The organism is Calidifontibacillus oryziterrae (assembly GCF_000331575.1).
GTDB lineage: Bacteria > Bacillota > Bacilli > Bacillales > Bacillaceae_J > Calidifontibacillus_A > Calidifontibacillus_A oryziterrae.
The window spans coordinates 943,657-960,759 of the sequence record NZ_KB223527.1; the positions used below are offsets into that span (position 1 = coordinate 943,657).

At 37.7% G+C, this 17,103-nt stretch carries 14 protein-coding genes; 2 read left to right on the forward strand and 12 right to left on the reverse strand.

Translation table 11 applies throughout. The features are described 5' to 3' along the window. Positions 1-246: 246 nt before the first annotated feature. The gene (locus D612_RS0113335; RefSeq protein WP_017755983.1) at positions 247-435 is read left to right on the forward strand and encodes a hypothetical protein; all 189 of its coding nucleotides are present in this window, start codon (positions 247-249) and stop codon (positions 433-435) included. A 75-nt stretch (positions 436-510) separates the two neighbouring features. Here the strand turns inward: D612_RS0113335 and ysxE are convergent, their stop codons facing one another. The 8 genes from ysxE to hemA all read right to left on the reverse strand — a co-directional run bounded on the left by ysxE (position 511) and on the right by hemA (position 9,754). After that, positions 511-1,545: a spore coat protein YsxE gene (gene ysxE, locus D612_RS0113340; protein ID WP_017755984.1), complete on the reverse strand. Its 1,035-nt coding sequence runs from the start codon at positions 1,543-1,545 to the stop codon at positions 511-513. 81 nt (positions 1,546-1,626) lie between these two features. Continuing rightward, the gene (spoVID, locus tag D612_RS0113345) at positions 1,627-2,997 is read right to left on the reverse strand and encodes a stage VI sporulation protein D (protein WP_017755985.1); all 1,371 of its coding nucleotides are present in this window, start codon (positions 2,995-2,997) and stop codon (positions 1,627-1,629) included. Positions 2,998-3,342: 345 nt separating this feature from the next. Then, entirely contained in the window at positions 3,343-4,629 is a 1,287-nt protein-coding gene (hemL, locus tag D612_RS0113350) for a glutamate-1-semialdehyde 2,1-aminomutase (protein WP_017755986.1), read from the reverse strand. Positions 4,630-4,686: 57 nt separating this feature from the next. Then, positions 4,687-5,670 carry a porphobilinogen synthase gene (gene hemB, locus D612_RS0113355; protein WP_017755987.1) on the reverse strand — a complete coding sequence of 328 codons (984 nt, stop codon included), beginning with the start codon at positions 5,668-5,670 and terminating at the stop codon, positions 4,687-4,689. Between the two features lie 15 nt (positions 5,671-5,685). After that, the gene (locus D612_RS0113360) at positions 5,686-6,495 is read right to left on the reverse strand and encodes a uroporphyrinogen-III synthase (protein WP_017755988.1); all 810 of its coding nucleotides are present in this window, start codon (positions 6,493-6,495) and stop codon (positions 5,686-5,688) included. After that, positions 6,495-7,433, reverse strand: coding sequence for a hydroxymethylbilane synthase (gene hemC, locus D612_RS0113365; RefSeq protein WP_017755989.1), 939 nt, complete (start codon positions 7,431-7,433; stop codon positions 6,495-6,497). Before hemC ends, D612_RS0113360 begins: the two co-directional genes overlap by 1 nt. A gap of 57 nt (positions 7,434-7,490) precedes the next feature. Beyond that, positions 7,491-8,324 carry a cytochrome C assembly family protein gene (locus D612_RS0113370; RefSeq protein WP_017755990.1) on the reverse strand — a complete coding sequence of 278 codons (834 nt, stop codon included), beginning with the start codon at positions 8,322-8,324 and terminating at the stop codon, positions 7,491-7,493. Positions 8,325-8,392: 68 nt separating this feature from the next. After that, positions 8,393-9,754 carry a glutamyl-tRNA reductase gene (hemA, locus tag D612_RS0113375; protein WP_017755991.1) on the reverse strand — a complete coding sequence of 454 codons (1,362 nt, stop codon included), beginning with the start codon at positions 9,752-9,754 and terminating at the stop codon, positions 8,393-8,395. 242 nt (positions 9,755-9,996) lie between these two features. Between hemA and D612_RS0113380 the strand changes: the two genes are divergently transcribed. After that, positions 9,997-10,482 carry a LiaF transmembrane domain-containing protein gene (locus tag D612_RS0113380; RefSeq protein ID WP_017755992.1) on the forward strand — a complete coding sequence of 162 codons (486 nt, stop codon included), beginning with the start codon at positions 9,997-9,999 and terminating at the stop codon, positions 10,480-10,482. Positions 10,483-10,513: 31 nt separating this feature from the next. Here D612_RS0113380 and yihA read toward each other — a convergent pair whose 3' ends face one another. The 4 genes from yihA to clpX form a co-directional block, all read right to left on the reverse strand. Then, complete coding sequence (gene yihA / locus D612_RS0113385) at positions 10,514-11,095, reverse strand: ribosome biogenesis GTP-binding protein YihA/YsxC (protein WP_017755993.1); 582 nt, start codon at positions 11,093-11,095, stop codon at positions 10,514-10,516. Next, positions 11,092-13,398: an endopeptidase La gene (gene lon, locus D612_RS0113390; protein WP_154649530.1), complete on the reverse strand. Its 2,307-nt coding sequence runs from the start codon at positions 13,396-13,398 to the stop codon at positions 11,092-11,094. The genes yihA and lon overlap by 4 nt, the downstream gene beginning before the upstream one ends. Before the next feature lie 284 nt (positions 13,399-13,682). Further along, on the reverse strand, positions 13,683-15,380 hold the full coding sequence (gene lonB / locus D612_RS0113395) for an ATP-dependent protease LonB (RefSeq protein WP_017755995.1): 1,698 nt from the start codon (positions 15,378-15,380) through the stop codon (positions 13,683-13,685). 374 nt (positions 15,381-15,754) lie between these two features. Next, positions 15,755-17,035: an ATP-dependent protease ATP-binding subunit ClpX gene (gene clpX, locus D612_RS0113400; protein ID WP_017755996.1), complete on the reverse strand. Its 1,281-nt coding sequence runs from the start codon at positions 17,033-17,035 to the stop codon at positions 15,755-15,757. Positions 17,036-17,103 lie beyond the last annotated feature (68 nt).

Consider the following 17,103-nt stretch of genomic DNA (forward strand, 5'->3'; position numbering starts at 1 on the left):
GCTCAACATAGCACTCTTCCTGTCATAGCTTGTTACATTAACAATAACTATATGATTTCAAAATGGTTCTAATAATTTTATGTACTACAATAGTTTACCTATTAAATCAGTAAAACGTCAATAGTATTGGCTTCTTTTTGGAAAAATAATCAGATGTTCTTTAACTTTAAATAAAATAGCACTATTTCCTAGATGCGACCATACAATATAGATAACAAACGTTTTTTTACAGAGGAGGCTTTCTATATGAGTCGCTTTTATAGATTCCGTCTTCCACCTTGGGCCCGTCATTTTCTTTTAGTGATGGAACAAGTAACATTGCCGCTTGTCATCTTTCAAGCGTTACGAACCTTGCTCCTACCAACTACATTAGATGTTATTTTATTATCTCTATTAGTCTTACTTTTAGTTGCCTTTACACTTGAATGGATCTAGAAAATCCCAGATAGATAAAAAATCTATTTGGGATTTTTCTGTTTATTAGATGGTATAGTTTCTTAATGTTTTACGTTACAATATTTCTTCCGTGCTTGCTTGCCTGTTCTGCTCGATTACTTGTTGGAGTTGCTGAACAAATGCTTTTGCTGCTTGCAATTGCCAAATATAGCGTTGCAATTGAACAACTGAGGTTTTTTCAGGTAACGTTCGATCATTTCGATAGTGTTTAATACAATTATAAATTCCACTTGTTTTCGTTAAATAATACATGAATAATAATCTCTCGTCCTCCGTTAAATGATTGTGATGATTATATTGATTATACTGTTGGAGTGTACTTGAAGAGAACTGCGGGGTTTTATAAAAAAGTTTTTTAAAATAGTAAAGAAGATCATATATCGGCGAAGCAGTAAAAGAACGTTCAAAGCTTGTTAAGTAAGGATGCCCATTTTCATCATAGAGTAAATGACTAGGCCTTACATTCCCATGACAAATAACAATTCGATTATTTGTTTTCTCTAATACATTATTATACCAGTCCTCGAGCTGATTTAATGAAAACTGTTCCATCTGCATGAATAGATTGAAATATGTGCAATACAAGAGATCATAAGGCGACATATAAAGTCTTTTTTCACATTGGTCAATATAACGTTCATAATCTAATTTTCTTATTTCAGCTCTGTATATAGCTTTTTCATAATATTTTTTATAGTACTCTTTATTAATCTTTTCTTTATTAGCTGTAACTATATGGACTTTTGCAATTTGCTTCATTAACTCGTTTTCACGATTTTCTTTTTCCACCCCTTTACCTTCTAACCACGGCATTAAATAATAATACATGCCATCCCTATGGATCATATATTCACCAGACTGAGTTGGGTAGATTGGGACAGAATGTCGGTATCCATTTAAATGAAGCGTTTGGATTGTAAACAAGAAGGATTTTCGTTGAACATCTGTTAATTCAGTTTCCTTCAATGCGAAAGTACCTTTTTTTGAATATATTTTAATGATCTTTCCGATTTTCTCCATAAACTCTGCCTCTATCTGATACATACGGAGAAGATTTTGATATTGATCTATCATACCTTGGTGTATCATTATCGACCACCTCATGTTCAAGTTATAGATAAATTTAGAAGGGGCCCCCTAATGGAAGCCCTTTGCCCTCGACTAAATCGTTCAATCAACACCAGCATATTCTGGAATATATAAAATTTGTCCCTCTTCCACGATATCGTCAGTTAGGCCATTTAATCTTATAATTTGACTTACAGAAATCTCATAGCTTGCCGCTATATTACTTAACGTATCACCTTGTTGGACAATTCTCATTCGCAGCTTTGAGAAGTCTTGTTCACCCTCTGATGAAAGCATTTTTGTTAAATATAATGCATTTTCAGAACGAACTGATGATTTCTTAGGTGCTTCATTATCCTCTTTCATCATTTCTTCTTTTGCAGCAACGCCTATCTGTTGTTGTTCAGATGAATACAGGCTTTTTGGGTTCCAAGCATATGCTTGATTCTCTGAACGACCCTTTACACCAATTTGAGGAGTATTTTCATTGGAATCAACTACAACTCCGGTATGGACTTCATCCTTTTTGGATTCTCTGCTTTCAACGTCCATTTTTGGGTCAGTAAACTTCTCTTCAATTTGAGTAACAGATTCTTTTAGGATGGCCTGATTCGTTGCTTCATCTACTTTTTCTTCCTTCCGATACTCGACAGCTTGTTGGGAGTTCACCAGTTGTGGTTCGGCATCATTTGATTCCCCATTTGTTATCTCCTTTTTCGAAACTACTTCTTTACGAACCTCTGTTGTAAAAGAAGGAAATTTTTCTACAGGTGCTTTCCTGTATTCACCACTTGCTCTATTAAAATAATCTATAAATGGTGTAATTTTTTGTTCTTTCACAATTTTGTTTTGGTCACCATTTATTGTCGCTTCAGTCGCAGGCGCTTCTAAAATAGAATCTGTCCTATTTTCATTTGCATCTGTTTCCAAATCATCGTTACGTACAGTTTCATTTTCTGTAGTAGCGATTCCCTTAGTCTTTTCATTAACTATTCCACTAATTGCCAAATCGGCTTTTAATTCTAGCCGCCCTTGTTCTGGAAGTTCATAATCAAATGACTCGATCAAAACGTAGACATCCTCAAGACTTCGAACTCGATTTGTCGGTATAGTTATATCAACAGGAAAACGATGCTTCATACAATGAATCCCACCGTCTTTTTCTAGTATTTCATCTATAGTTCTTACTGTTGAAATATCTCGATAAAAATCAGTCCCCAAATCATTTTCTGAGGTTGAATCGCCGTCAGTAGTCTTTGGGTAATAATCACCAGTTAATACCAAAGCACCTCGAATTGAAATATAATTCTCATGCTCTTGAATTGAAATTTCTGGATCAAGTGACATTGAAAGCAAATCGGACACTTCCTGTCCTTTTTTAAACCACACTGATTCCTCTACTGAAAACCGAATTGAAGACGTATGATTAAAAGTCAACTTAAATTCTCCCCCTTCATAAAGTGAAACTTCCATCAGCGCGATATTCACTCCCCACTGATGGTTAGTTGAATCAATCGGGTTGATTGCGTCCGTTCGTCCTCACTAAGTAGATGAAGTGAGGCTTGCGGATGATTACACCGGGATAAATAGAGGCTATTCAAAAAGTCATGAAACCTTTCGAACCCACAATTAAACCTATGTCATTACAGATTTATGAAGGGACAAGGATATTTATGTCATATATTTTGAATTTATTGGAGGGACACAGTAGTGTCCATAGTGGTGTCCATAGAGGTTCCTGACCCCTCCATTTTATGGTAAACAAAAAGCTCATTGGGACCGAAAATTCGGTTCCAATGAGCTTCATATGGATAAAGTTTATTTCAATTTTGCGAAGGATTCTTCTGCAGCGGCAATTGTTTTTTCGATATCCTCATCTGTATGTGCTGTTGATAAGAAATATGCTTCAAATTGAGATGGCGGTAGGAATACCCCCTGCTCAATCATTTCACGGTAATAATTTGCAAACATTTGTAAATCTGATGTTTTTGCTGTTTCAAAATTGATTACCTTTTCGTTTGTAAAGAAAAATCCGAGCATTGCACCTACACGGTCAGCAAAATGCGGAATATCATACTTTTTGGCGGCTCTTGTTAAACCTTCTAATAACCGAGCTCCTTTTCGATCGAACTCATCGTATGTTTCTGGTTTTAATCGTGATAATGTTTCATATCCAGCTGTCATTGCTAATGGATTGCCGGATAGTGTTCCAGCCTGATAGATAGGACCTGATGGAGCAATTTGCCGCATTATATCAGCTCTTCCGCCGTAAGCTCCAACTGGTAATCCGCCACCGATAACTTTACCAAGACAAGTTAAATCAGGTGTAATGCCAAAGTGACCTTGAGCACAATTGTAGCCAACGCGGAAGCCTGTCATAACCTCATCGAATATTAGGATTGTGCCATTTTTTTCAGTTATTTCCCGAAGTCCTTCTAAGAAGCCAGGGAGAGGCTTAACAAACCCCATATTCCCTGCAACCGGTTCAACGATTACAGCGGCAATATCTTTGCCATATTCATTAAATGCATAGCGAACACTTTCAATATCATTATATGGAACTGTAATCGTATTTTTCGCGACTCCTTCTGGAACGCCAGGACTATCTGGTAAGCCCAATGTTGCAACTCCTGATCCTGCTTTAATTAAGAGCGAATCGCCATGACCATGGTAACAGCCCTCAAATTTCATAATAAGATTACGACCTGTAAATCCTCGCGCAAGTCGTAATGCACTCATTGTCGCTTCTGTCCCGGAATTCACCATACGGACTACTTCGATCGATGGAACGCGTTCAATTACAAGCTCTGCCAGTTTGTTTTCCAACTCTGTAGGTGCACCAAAGCTTGTACCATTTTCGGTCACTTTTTTTAGAGCTTCAACAACATCATCATGAGCATGACCTAAAATTAAAGGCCCCCATGATAAAACATAATCAATATATTCATTACCATCAACATCAATTAATTTTGACCCTTTGCCACGTTCCATGAAAATTGGGTCCATTTGTACTGATTTAAATGCTCTAACTGGGCTATTGACCCCGCCAGGCATCATTTGAACGGCTTTACTAAAAGCAGCCTTTGATTTTTCAAAGGTTCTCATGACACCACTCCTCGTAAAAAAATAACGTTATATTTCACTTGCGCATGCAGCTTGAAGCTATTTTCCTTCATTCAACCACTTTACAACGTCTTTTGCAAAGTAAGTGATAATTAAATCTGCACCAGCACGCTTCATGCTCGTAAGGGATTCTAATACAATTCTTTTCTCGTCTACCCAATCGTTTAACGCAGCTGCCTTAATCATCGCGTACTCCCCACTTACATTATAAGCAACAATAGGAGCATTAAAACGATCTCTTACGTCGCGAATAATATCTAAATATGAAAGAGCGGGCTTAACAATTAAAAAATCTGCTCCCTCTTCAATATCTGACTGTGCTTCACGAAATGCCTCTAAACGGTTGGCTGGATCCATTTGATATGTTTTGCGATCGCCAAATTGTGGCGCGCTTCCCGCTGCATCGCGGAAAGGACCATAGAACGCTGATGCATACTTAACTGCATAAGACATTATTGGAATATGCTCAAAGCCGGCCTCATCAAGTCCTTTACGAATTGCAGCTACAAAGCCATCCATCATATTGGAAGGTGCAATAATATCTGCACCTGCCTTTGCTTGACTAACTGCAGTATCAGCTAATAATTTAAGAGTTGGATCGTTTACTATTTGCCCATTTTCAATCACACCACAATGTCCGTGATCTGTAAATTCACATAAGCAAGTATCAGCAATAACAATCAAATCAGGATAGCTTTCTTTAATTTGCCTTGTAGCTTTTTGTACAATACCATGATCGCAGTATGCACCCTTCCCTACTGCATCCTTTTCTGCCGGTATTCCAAATAAAATGACAGAAGGAATTCCAAGTTCAACTACTGACTGAATTTCATCGTTTAAAAGATCAAGCGAAATTTGATAAACTCCCGGCATTGAGTTTACCTCATTCTTAATATTTTCACCTTCAATAACAAAAAGTGGATAAATTAGGTCTTCTTTTCTTAAAAATGTTTCGCGAATCATTGAACGCATTGCATCACTTGAACGTAAGCGACGATGACGTTTAAAATTAAGATCTTTCATGTTGGATTCTCCTTTTTATAAATTGACTCTATCGTGGTATTGACTATTATAAAACTTAACAATCGCATCTATAAGTCCTTCGATTGTGTAATCCATAGCCACAACATCTGGACATATACCTGCTTCAATAGCTGTTCTCTCCGTTATTGGACCGATGCATGCAATTTGAACACCTTTCAAAAAATCACGCCACTCACTGTTTGCTAAAAGATCTACAAAATATGTAACGGTACTAGAGCTTGTGAATGTTATCATATCAATAGAGCGAGTTAGTAAAAGCTCCAAAAGCTCAGATTTCTTATCATAGTCAATAACGGTTTCATAAACAATCCAATCATCAACTATCATACCCAATTCAGTTAGCTTTTCTGGCAGTATTGAACGACCAAGATTGCCACGAGCTATTAAAATTCGTGAATTTGGCAATACTTTATTCGACATAGCCTCAATTAACCCTTCAGCCACATACTCTTCCGGTATAAGGTCTACCTTAATCCCTCTTTGTTGTAACGGTTGAAGCGTTTTTTTACCGACCACGGCAATTTGTGGTCGGTTTGTGCTTGTAAAGGTATTATTATTTTTATCTAAATATTCAAAGAAAAAACGAACACCATTTACACTAGTGAATACGAGCCAATCATAGCTATCGATCTTATCAATATAATGTTTTATATTTTCATCGTTTCGAATAGATTCGAATTTAATTAGTGGAATCTCAATTGGAATTCCACCAAGCTCTTTAATTTTTCCCGAAAAGGATTTTGCCTGCTCCTTTGCTCGTGTGACCAAAATTCTTTTACCTTCGAGGGAGCCACCTTTTGACATTATAGATCATGCTCCTCTTTTACTTGTTCAATTATGTCTTTGGCGCCTTTTGCAATTAATACATTTGCGGCTTGTTCTCCTAAAGCCTTTGGATCAGATCCAACCACTTGCTCTTTCATGATTGTTTTACCATCAGGTGAACCTACAAGGGCAATTAGCTTTATTTGGTTATCGCCTGTCATTTCAGCAAAACCAGCAATCGGCACTTGGCATCCGCCTTCCATCTTATGAAGAAACGCCCGTTCTGCTTCAACTGCCTTCGCTGTTTTTTCATCTTGAAGCTTGCTTAATAGCTCTACTATTTCGTGATCATCTTCACGACATTCAATTGCTAGAGCACCTTGCCCGACTGCAGGTACACTAACATCTATATCTAAGTATTCTGTAACGGTATCCTCTGACCATCCCATACGAAGTAAGCCAGCAGCTGCAAGAATAATTGCATCAAAACCTTCATTTGGATCTTCCAGCTTAGCAAGTCTAGTATCAATATTCCCTCGAATCCATTTAATCTCTAAATCAGGTCGGTAGGCTAACAACTGTGATGCACGTCTTAAGCTGCTAGTTCCAACAACAGCACCTTTACGTAAATCTTTAAGCTTTACATGTCCCTTCGATATAAAGGCATCACGATGATCTTTGCGTAGTGGAACACATCCAATCGTAAATCCAGGTGGTAAAACTGCCGGCATATCCTTCATACTATGGACTGCCATATCTATTTCTTTATCCATCATTGCCTGTTCAATTTCCTTAACAAACAAACCTTTACCGCCTACCTTGGATAGCGTCACATCAAGAATTTTATCACCCTTGGTCACAATTTTCTTGACTTCAAACTCAAACGGAAGCCCTAAGCTTTTCATTTGCTCTATAAACCAGTTAGTTTGTGTTAAAGCCAGTTTACTTTGTCTAGAACCTACAACTATTTTACGCATTGAGAAACCTCCAAAATGTGATGTGAATATAAATTACGCGACTTGCTTCTACTTATATTAACCGTACCAAAAGTGGAAACGAGACAGACTACCAAACAGGAAAAAGTTAATAAGCACAAAAAGAAATGCCCCAAGATTCCATATTGCAATTGTTCGCCCTTGCATACCTTTGGCAACTCGTAAATATAAATATGTGCTGTAAGCTAGCAAAACAATAAATGAACCAATTACCTTCGCATCATATAAATTAAAAGTATCTAACGATATATATGCCCAAACAGTTCCTAAAATAAGTGATATAAGGAGCATTGGGACGCCTACCATATTTAATGTATAGGATAATCGGTCTAGATTGGTCAAATCGCCAAGCCGCCGCAATCGCTTCCCCCATTGTTTTTTCTTAATCATTTTATATTGCAGCAAATACATCCCTGAAAAAATTGACGAAAGCGAAAAAGCTCCATAGGAAAGGATCGCAATTGTAACATGGATAATCAAAAGCTCTGAGATCAATTGCTCAGATAAAACTGTTGACTTATAATTCATAGGTGCAAATAAATGTAAAGCCATGATAATAAAGCCTAGGACATTCGTAAAAAAGACAATAAAGTCAGTTCGAAAGATCTTATTAATGACAAGTGAAAAGGTAACAAGGACCCAAGCATAAAAATATAGACCCTCGGCTAATGATAGGATCGGAAAACGACCCATTTCTATCATACGCGTGACTAAAAAAAGAGTTTGCAAAACCCATACAATAGCAAGCAACCAGAAGGCTATTTTTTTAGCCTTCCGGTTGTTTTGTAAAAAATCTATAAAATAGCCTAACACACTACAGGCATATATTATTATTGTAACTTCATAAATCCAACCAATTTGTAAGTTTATCATTAATAGAATCCTCTCTTGAACGGTCTATAAGAGAATATAAAAAGTGTAACCTCTAAGAAAAAACATAGTTATACATTTTTCACTGAATATGACCATGATTTTTCTTGTTCGAAGGGTATGACGACTTTATCCTGCTTTCGAGCGGCATTCATTTCCTCTTCAACCGCTTCTTCAATATCAAAAATTTTCATAAAGAGCTTTAACGATTCTTCCGCATCCGGTTCAGCAGCTAATTCTTTTGCGCGATTTATAGGTTCACGCAACATTTGATTAATAATGCTTTTCGTATGCTTGTTTAATATTTTTTTCTCTCGATCTGTTAAATTTGGCATTTTGCGTTCAATACTACTCATTGTTTCTGCTTGAATAGCCAAAGCACGATTGCGCAATGCTGATATGATCGGAACAACACCAAGAGTTCCTAGCCAATTTTTAAATTCTGCCAATTGCAACTCAATCATAACACCAATTTTTTCAGCAGCCTTTTGTCTTTCTGCTAAGTTTGCATCAACTATGCCTTGAAGATCATCGATATCATATAAAAATACATTTTCAAGCTCGTCCAGTTCTGGATCAAGGTCGCGCGGTACTGCAATATCAACCATAAATAACGGTCGACCCTTCCGCTTCTTCACAAGCTTAGCCATCATATCTTTCGTAATTACATATTCCTTTGATCCAGTAGAGCTAATTAAAATATCTCCTTCTACTAACGCTTCTTCAAGCTGATCAATTCTTTTTGCTCGCCCTTTAAAGCGTTCTGCAAGCTGCATTGCTTTTTCATACGTTCGATTCAATACTGTAATATTTACAGCACCACTTCCATGAAGATTTTTAGCTGCAAGCTCACCCATTTTACCTGCACCTAGAATAACAACATGCTTACTTTTTAAACTACCAAAAATCTTTTTACCAAGCTCAACAGCAGCATAGCTTACTGAAACAGCGTTTTCCCCAATTTCAGTTTCGCTATGGGCTCTTTTCGCTAGTGTAATCGCCTGTTTAAATAGTTCATTAAATACTGTGCCTGTTGTATTCTCCTCTTGTGCAAGGAAAAAACTATCCCGAACCTGTCCTAGAATTTGAGTTTCCCCTAACACCATCGAATTCAATCCACACGTAACACGGAAAAGATGCTCGATCGCTTGATCATTCTCATAAATGGTTAAAAATGGAGCAAATTCATCAATATCAAGCTGAAACCATTCCGCTAGAAATGCTTTTATATAATACCGCCCTGTGTGTAGTTGATCAACAACTGCATAAATTTCAGTACGGTTGCACGTTGAAACAATCACGTTTTCTAATATACTTTTTTTCTCACGAAGCGTTACGTGTGCATCTCGTATTAATGCGGGGTCAAATGTTAACTTTTCTCGAATCTCAACAGGGGCTGTCTTATAATTTAATCCAACTACGACAACATACATTGATTCTGCACCCCCAAAATAGTCTTAATCTAATATGATATGAATATAATAACATACAAAATTTACTTTCCTTTTTAAAAATGTGAACAGTATATGAAACAGTATGGTATCATAAACATTGGATGAAATCGACAAATTTTGTCTACTCTATCTATCTTAACAAAAATAATTCGTTACAATCAAGCATATCCTTGATAATTGCTCGTTATTTCTTTTTGGAGCAAGGCTAATGGAGGTCTGTTATGAAAAAAAAGCAAGGAATTTTCCCCGGTCTTATTTTAATTGGGATAGGAATTTATTTTTTGATGGATCAATTAAATTTACCAATTGTAAAAAATATATTCACATGGCCAACACTTCTATTAATTATCGGGCTTTCATTTTTGCTTCAAGCTTATCTTGCTAAAGATGCACAAAGTGTTTTCCCAGGGATCATTTTGTTTGGACTTGGTGTTCACTTCCACGGCCGGGATATATTTGACTTTTGGCCGGACCATTGGGCCGTTTATACTTTAATTGTAGGTATCGCTTTTATATTTCGTCATCAAAAAACGAAAAATGGTATCGTACCCGGAATCATATTGCTCGTTATTTCTTTGTTAGGTTTATTTTATGACGGGATTATTAGCTGGATGAATTATATTGGCAAGGCTGTAGGCTGGCTCGAAAGCTTTTGGCCAGTCGCCCTCATTTTAATCGGTATATACATCATATTCAAAAAGAGATAGACGCTTATGTCTATCTCTTTTATCACATAAATCACATAAATTGAAAAATTGTTGCCCAAGCTTCATCTTTTCCTTTTCCCGTTTCGGAAGAAAAGACAATTACCGGGTCACTAGGGTCTACTTCCAATGTATCTTTCACAACTTTTAAATGCTTCTCCCATTTACCCTTTGGAATTTTATCTGCCTTTGTCGCGATAATAATGACGGGAATTTCATAATGTTTACAAAAGTTATACATTAGTTTGTCATCTTCCGTAGGCTTGTGTCTTAAATCCACTATTTGAATCACAGCACGAAGCTTATCACTTGTTGTTAAATAAGTCTCAATCATTTTCCCCCATGCTTCACGATCTTTTTTGGATACTTTAGCAAAGCCGTAGCCGGGAACATCTACAAAGTAAAGTTGATCATTAATATTATAAAAATTTAATGTTTGTGTTTTCCCCGGTTTTGATGACGTTCTTGCTAGGTTTTTCCGATTCAACATCTTATTAATAAAAGATGATTTTCCAACGTTGGATCTGCCTGCTAAAGCAAAATTCGGCATTGGATCTGTCGGATATTGCTCAGGCTTTACAGCACTGATTACAATTTCTGCTTTTGTTACCTTCATTTTTTCTCTCCCGTTAATGCATGTTCTAAAACTTCATCTAAATGGCTAACTGGCACATACTGTAAATCGTTCCGGACACTTTCAGGAATATCGTCTAAATCCCTTACATTTTCTTCAGGAATAATAATTTTCTTTAACCCTGCTCGATGCGCTGCAAGTGATTTCTCTTTCAATCCTCCAATTGGTAGGACCCTTCCTCTAAGCGTAATTTCGCCAGTCATTCCTACTTCCTTGCGAACCGCTCTTCCTGTAAGAGCTGAAACTAAAGCAGTTGCCATTGTGATCCCTGCTGACGGACCATCCTTCGGTATAGCTCCTTCTGGAACGTGAATATGAATATCATTTTTCTCATGAAAATCAGGATCAATTTTTAACTCACTTGCCCTAGAACGTATGTAGCTAAAGGCTGCTTGAGCTGATTCTTTCATTACATCCCCTAGTTTTCCTGTTAGGGTTAGCTTCCCTTTGCCCGGCACGATCGAAACTTCGATTGATAGCGTGTCTCCACCAGCTGTCGTATAGGCCAGTCCTGTTGCTGCCCCGATTTGATCTTGTATTTCGGCTTGACCAAATCTAAATCTTGGCTTTCCAAGAAATTCTTCAATATTTTTCTCAGTAATGATAATTCGCTTGCGATCCTCCGATACGATCACTCTGGCTGCTTTTCTGCATAACGTTGCGATTTGTCGTTCTAAACTACGAACACCGGCTTCTCTAGTGTATGTTCGAATGATCTTTAGGAGCGCCTCATCACGAATTTGTAGTTTCCCTTTTTCTAAGCCGTGTTCTTTAAGCTGTTTTTGGAACAAATGATCCTTCGCAATATGAAGTTTTTCAATTTCTGTATAGCCTGCAATTGAAATAACTTCCATTCGATCTAATAATGGGCTAGGGATCGTTGCTAAACTATTCGCTGTCGCTAAAAACATAACCTTTGATAAATCGTATGTTTCTTCAATGTAATGATCACTAAAAGCTGAATTTTGTTCTGGATCTAGAACTTCTAACATTGCAGACGATGGATCCCCGCGAAAGTCATTTGACATTTTATCAATTTCATCTAATAGAAATACCGGATTGATAGTCGCTGCTTTTTTCATACCTTGGATAATTCTACCTGGCATCGCTCCTACATATGTCCGACGATGACCGCGTATTTCTGCCTCATCACGCACACCGCCAAGCGATATTCTAACAAAGTTTCTACCAAGTGCTTTAGCGATAGATCGAGCAAGCGACGTTTTTCCAACACCAGGAGGGCCAACAAGGCATAGAATGGGGCCCTTCAACGATTTCGTAAGCTTTTGTACAGCTAAATACTCTAGCACGCGCTCCTTAACCTTTTCTAAGCCGTAGTGATCTTGATCCAAGACTTTTTCAGCGTTACTAATATCCAAATTATCAACAGTCTCATTGTGCCATGGAATCGCAATTAACCATTCAATATAATTACGAATAACGGAGCTTTCCGCTGAGCTTGACGGTACTTTTTCATAGCGCTCTAGCTCTTTTAGCGCCGTTTCTTTTACACGGTCAGGCATTTTTGCTTTTTCGATTTTCTCTTTAATAATCTCAATTTCGCCTGTTTTTCCTTCTTTATCGCCCAATTCCTTTTGGATCGCCTTCATTTGCTCACGCAAATAGTATTCCTTCTGTGTCCGTTCCATTGATCGTTTGACACGTTGACCAATCTTTTTTTCTAGATTTAGAATTTCCTTTTCATTATTGATTAAGGAAATCATTCGATCTAAGCGGTCTTTAACATCAATTGTTTCTAATATTTCTTGTTTTTCTTTTATTTTTAGCGCTAAGTGCGAAGCAATTATATCAGCCAATCTACCAGGCTCTTCAATATCGGCAACAGAAGCATATGTTTCTGCCGTTACTTTTTTGGATAGCTTTATGTATTGTTCAAATTGGCTTAACAAAGTTCTCATTAATGCTTTTTCTTCAGAATTAGCTTGAACAGATTCCTCAATTTTTTCAATTTTCACCAAAAATGTTTCTTGATCTTCTACATACTCTGTAATCTTTGCCCTGTTAAGTCCCTCAACAAGCACACGAATTGTGCCATTCGGAAGCTTTAACATTTGCTTTACCCTTGAAAGCGTACCAATATGATAAATATCATCTTCAGAAGGGTCATTTATACCAACTTCTTTTTGTGTGGCAAGACATATTAGATGATCATCCACCATAGCCATTTCAAGTGCTTGAACCGACTTTTCCCGCCCTACGTCTAAATGAAGAACCATCGTTGGATATACAAGTAAACCACGTAAAGGAAGGAGAGGAACGGTCATCTCTTTATTATTCGCCAAATTTTAACACCTCGATTTATGTGAATCTTACATTTCCTGATTATATCGGCTTTGACACAATTCTATCTTATTTGTTTCATAGTTGTCCATTGTTTCATCAATATCAAGCCAAAAATTGGCATGTGAAATAGGTCCACATGCCATTTGTTCTACTTTAAGAAAGATTAACCTTGCTAGGGATTAAAGTATATCAAAAGACATTGTAATTTGCGGTTATGGGCAAATTACGAGTTTTTCTAATGAGTCTGGTCTGATAACTTAACCCTTTAAACGGATGCCGGTGGTAGGTTTAAATCTGTAACAGATGCAGGGACCACGTCTTTCTCCATAGCCTCTACACTAAGTTTGGTTGCACTAAAGCGCGGAAATACCAATTCAAAAACCTCATTTAAATGGCTAACAGTGATAATCTCGATTCCTTCAATCTCTTCCAAAATCGATTGATAATTTTCGCTTGGAATAATTACTTTTTTTGCTCCTGCTTGCATTGCTGCTTTTACTTTAGCGAATACACCGCCAACTGGTTTAACATTTCCGTGAATACTAATTTCTCCTGTAAAAGCGATAGTATTATCAACAGCCTGTTTATGTATGGCAGAATAAACCGCAGTTGCCATCGCAATACCCGCCGATGGGCCATCAACTGGGATCCCCCCAGGAAAATTCACATGAATATCATATGCAGTTGCTTGTACGCCCATTGATCGAAGCACAGTAAGAACATTTTCAATTGATCCCTTCGCCATGCTTTTGCGCCGAATCGATTTACTTTGATTTCCGATACTTTCTTCCTCGACAATTCCGGTAATATTGATTGTCCCTTTTTCTTTAGCCGGTATAACGGAGACTTCTATCTCCAGTAATGAACCCATATTAGGACCAAAGACCGCAAGACCGTTCACGAGACCAATTTTTGGCTCTCCATGAATTTTCTTTTCATAGCGCGGAGATAACTGACTAGAATGAATAACCCACTCTATTTCTCTTTCTGATATTTCAGAGCGATTTTCAGATATTGCCAAACCAGCGGATATTTGCATTAAATTAACAGCTTCGCGACCGTTCTTCGCATACTTTGCGATGATTCCAATTCCTTTCTCTGAAACCTTTAAGTTGATCTTATTTGCAGCCTTCTTTGCAACTGTTGCAATTTCTTCTTGTTCGAGTGGTCGGAAAAATACCTCTAAACAACGCGAACGAACCGCTGGTGGTATTTCCTCTGGCATTCTTGTCGTCGCACCGATCATCCGAAAATCAGCTGGTAATCCATTTTTAAAAATATCATGAATATGTAAAGGAATTTGTGAGTTTTCTTCACTATAATAGGCGCTTTCTAAAAAAACTTTTCGATCCTCGAGTACTTTTAGGAGTTTGTTCATTTGGATTGGATGAAGTTCACCGATCTCATCGATAAATAATATGCCGCCATGGGCATTCGTAACAGCTCCCTGTTTCGGTTGAGGAATTCCAGCCTGGCCCATCGCCCCGGCACCTTGATAAATTGGATCGTGGACAGAACCGATTAATGGATCTGCGATTCCTCTTTCATCAAAACGAGCCGTTGTCGCATCTAATTCGATAAAAACTGCATCTGGTTTGAAAGGTGTTTTTGAATGTTTTTTCGCTTCCTCCAAAACTAACCTCGCTGCCGCCGTTTTCCCAACACCCGGTGGTCCATAAATGATAACATGCTGGGGATTCGGCCCACAAATCGCCGCTCTTAAAGCCCTAATGCCATCTTCTTGGCCTACTATATCATTAAAGGAAGTCGGTCTAACCTTTTCCGCTAATGGTTCAGTTAAAGTGATTGACCTTAACTTTCGAAGCTCTTCCATCTCTTTCCTTGATTCTCGATCAATCGAAACCTTTTGAGTCCGTTGATTACGAAGAAGATTCCAAAAATATAGACCTATTACAATTCCAAAAAATAATTGAACGAACAATGCAATACCTGTCCAATTCATGCTTACCCTCCTGCACTTCGTTGTAGTAAATGTGTATGTCACTTACTGACTAGTATCTCCGTGCAAAGGGCTCAATAAACAATTTTTTCGTTCAACATTGTGGAAATAATTGCTAAGAACAAAAGCTATAAATGCCCTGATTAGCGACGTATAAACTAAGAGCGCATCGACTGAGATAAACAAAACACATTGAGGGACGAGTCAATGTTGACTTATCGCAAAAGAGATGAGCGAAGTATACTAGTCGCTGGGCGCTTGCGCTGGACGACTACTCTCTGTGCTATAGTATTTATCAACAGGATCAAATTTTATAATTACCTAGAGAATAAAAAAAGAAGCTGACATTTAGTCAGCCTCTACGACTTGTGTACTTTCTATGCACTTTCTCTTGGTGTTTCTTTCTTACTGGCAAACTCGATCACTTTACCGTCCTTCAAATGAAGCTGTGGACCTGCTTCTTGGCGAGCAGTTTCTGCTGTAATAACGCACTTATCAATATCATCTCTTGATGGGAGATCGTACATCACGTCTAGCATAATTCCTTCAATGATCGAACGAAGACCACGAGCACCTGTTTTGCGTTCTATTGCTTGTTTCGCAATTTCTCGTAAAGCTCCTTCTTCAAACTCTAAATTAACATTATCAAGCTCAAGCATCTTTTGATATTGTTTTATAAGGGCATTTTTCGGCGTCGTTAAAATTTCAACTAACGCATTTTCATCCAACTGTTCAAGCGTTGCAATAACAGGCAAGCGCCCAATAAACTCTGGAATAAGACCAAAGCAAAGTAAATCCTCTGGAAGAATTTTCGAAAGAATTTCCTTTTGTGGTAGATCCTCCTTCTTCGAATCAGTTCCAAAGCCGATAATCTTTTTCCCTAGACGGCGTTTGATAATTTGTTCGATACCGTCAAATGCTCCACCACAAATAAACAATACATTTGTCGTATCAATTTGGATAAATTCTTGGTGCGGATGCTTTCGTCCACCTTGTGGTGGAACACTTGCAACAGTACCTTCTAAAATTTTCAAAAGAGCCTGCTGTACGCCTTCTCCAGAAACGTCTCTCGTGATCGAAGGGTTTTCAGACTTTCTTGCTACCTTATCAATTTCATCAATATAAATAATCCCTTTTTCTGCCTTTTCAACATCGTAGTCCGCTGCCTGAATTAATTTTAATAGGATGTTTTCAACATCTTCACCTACATAACCAGCCTCAGTTAAAGATGTAGCATCTGCAATTGCAAACGGCACATTTAGAATTCTTGCTAATGTTTGCGCGAGTAGTGTTTTACCACTACCTGTAGGCCCAATCATAACGATGTTACTCTTTGAAAGCTCTACATCATCAACCTTGCTATTCGAATTAATCCTCTTATAATGATTATATACGGCAACTGCTAGAGATTTCTTAGCACTTTCTTGACCAATGACATAATCATCAAGAATTTCTCGAATCTCCTTAGGCTTTGGTACATCTTTAAACTCAACTTCTTCCTCTGTACCTAGCTCTTCTTCAACGATTTCGGTGCAAAGCTCAATGCATTCATCACATATATAAACACCGGGACCAGCGACTAGCTTTCGAACCTGATCCTGCGTTTTCCCGCAAAAAGAACACTTTAGCTGTCCTTTTTCATCATTAAACTTAAACATATTTAGATCACCCCTTACTAAATTCTAACAAATCAAGGTGCGTAGACATTGATTTTTCTCACTCTTCG

Bases quoted from the DNA above. Each gene is read 5' to 3' on its own strand.
- hemC (WP_017755989.1), bottom strand. From the start codon at position 7,433: ATGCGTAAAATAGTTGTAGGTTCTAGACAAAGTAAACTGGCTTTAACA.
- spoVID (WP_017755985.1), bottom strand. From the start codon at position 2,997: ATGGAAGTTTCACTTTATGAAGGGGGAGAATTTAAGTTGACTTTTAAT.
- lon (WP_154649530.1), bottom strand. From the start codon at position 13,398: ATGACCGTTCCTCTCCTTCCTTTACGTGGTTTACTTGTATATCCAACG.
- D612_RS0113335 (WP_017755983.1), top strand. From the start codon at position 247: ATGAGTCGCTTTTATAGATTCCGTCTTCCACCTTGGGCCCGTCATTTT.
- hemB (WP_017755987.1), bottom strand. From the start codon at position 5,670: ATGAAAGATCTTAATTTTAAACGTCATCGTCGCTTACGTTCAAGTGAT.
- yihA (WP_017755993.1), bottom strand. From the start codon at position 11,095: ATGAAGGTAACAAAAGCAGAAATTGTAATCAGTGCTGTAAAGCCTGAG.
- lonB (WP_017755995.1), bottom strand. From the start codon at position 15,380: ATGAATTGGACAGGTATTGCATTGTTCGTTCAATTATTTTTTGGAATT.
- clpX (WP_017755996.1), bottom strand. From the start codon at position 17,035: ATGTTTAAGTTTAATGATGAAAAAGGACAGCTAAAGTGTTCTTTTTGC.
- D612_RS0113360 (WP_017755988.1), bottom strand. From the start codon at position 6,495: ATGTCAAAAGGTGGCTCCCTCGAAGGTAAAAGAATTTTGGTCACACGA.
- D612_RS0113380 (WP_017755992.1), top strand. From the start codon at position 9,997: ATGAAAAAAAAGCAAGGAATTTTCCCCGGTCTTATTTTAATTGGGATA.
- hemA (WP_017755991.1), bottom strand. From the start codon at position 9,754: ATGTATGTTGTCGTAGTTGGATTAAATTATAAGACAGCCCCTGTTGAG.
- ysxE (WP_017755984.1), bottom strand. From the start codon at position 1,545: ATGATACACCAAGGTATGATAGATCAATATCAAAATCTTCTCCGTATG.
- D612_RS0113370 (WP_017755990.1), bottom strand. From the start codon at position 8,324: ATGATAAACTTACAAATTGGTTGGATTTATGAAGTTACAATAATAATA.
- hemL (WP_017755986.1), bottom strand. From the start codon at position 4,629: ATGAGAACCTTTGAAAAATCAAAGGCTGCTTTTAGTAAAGCCGTTCAA.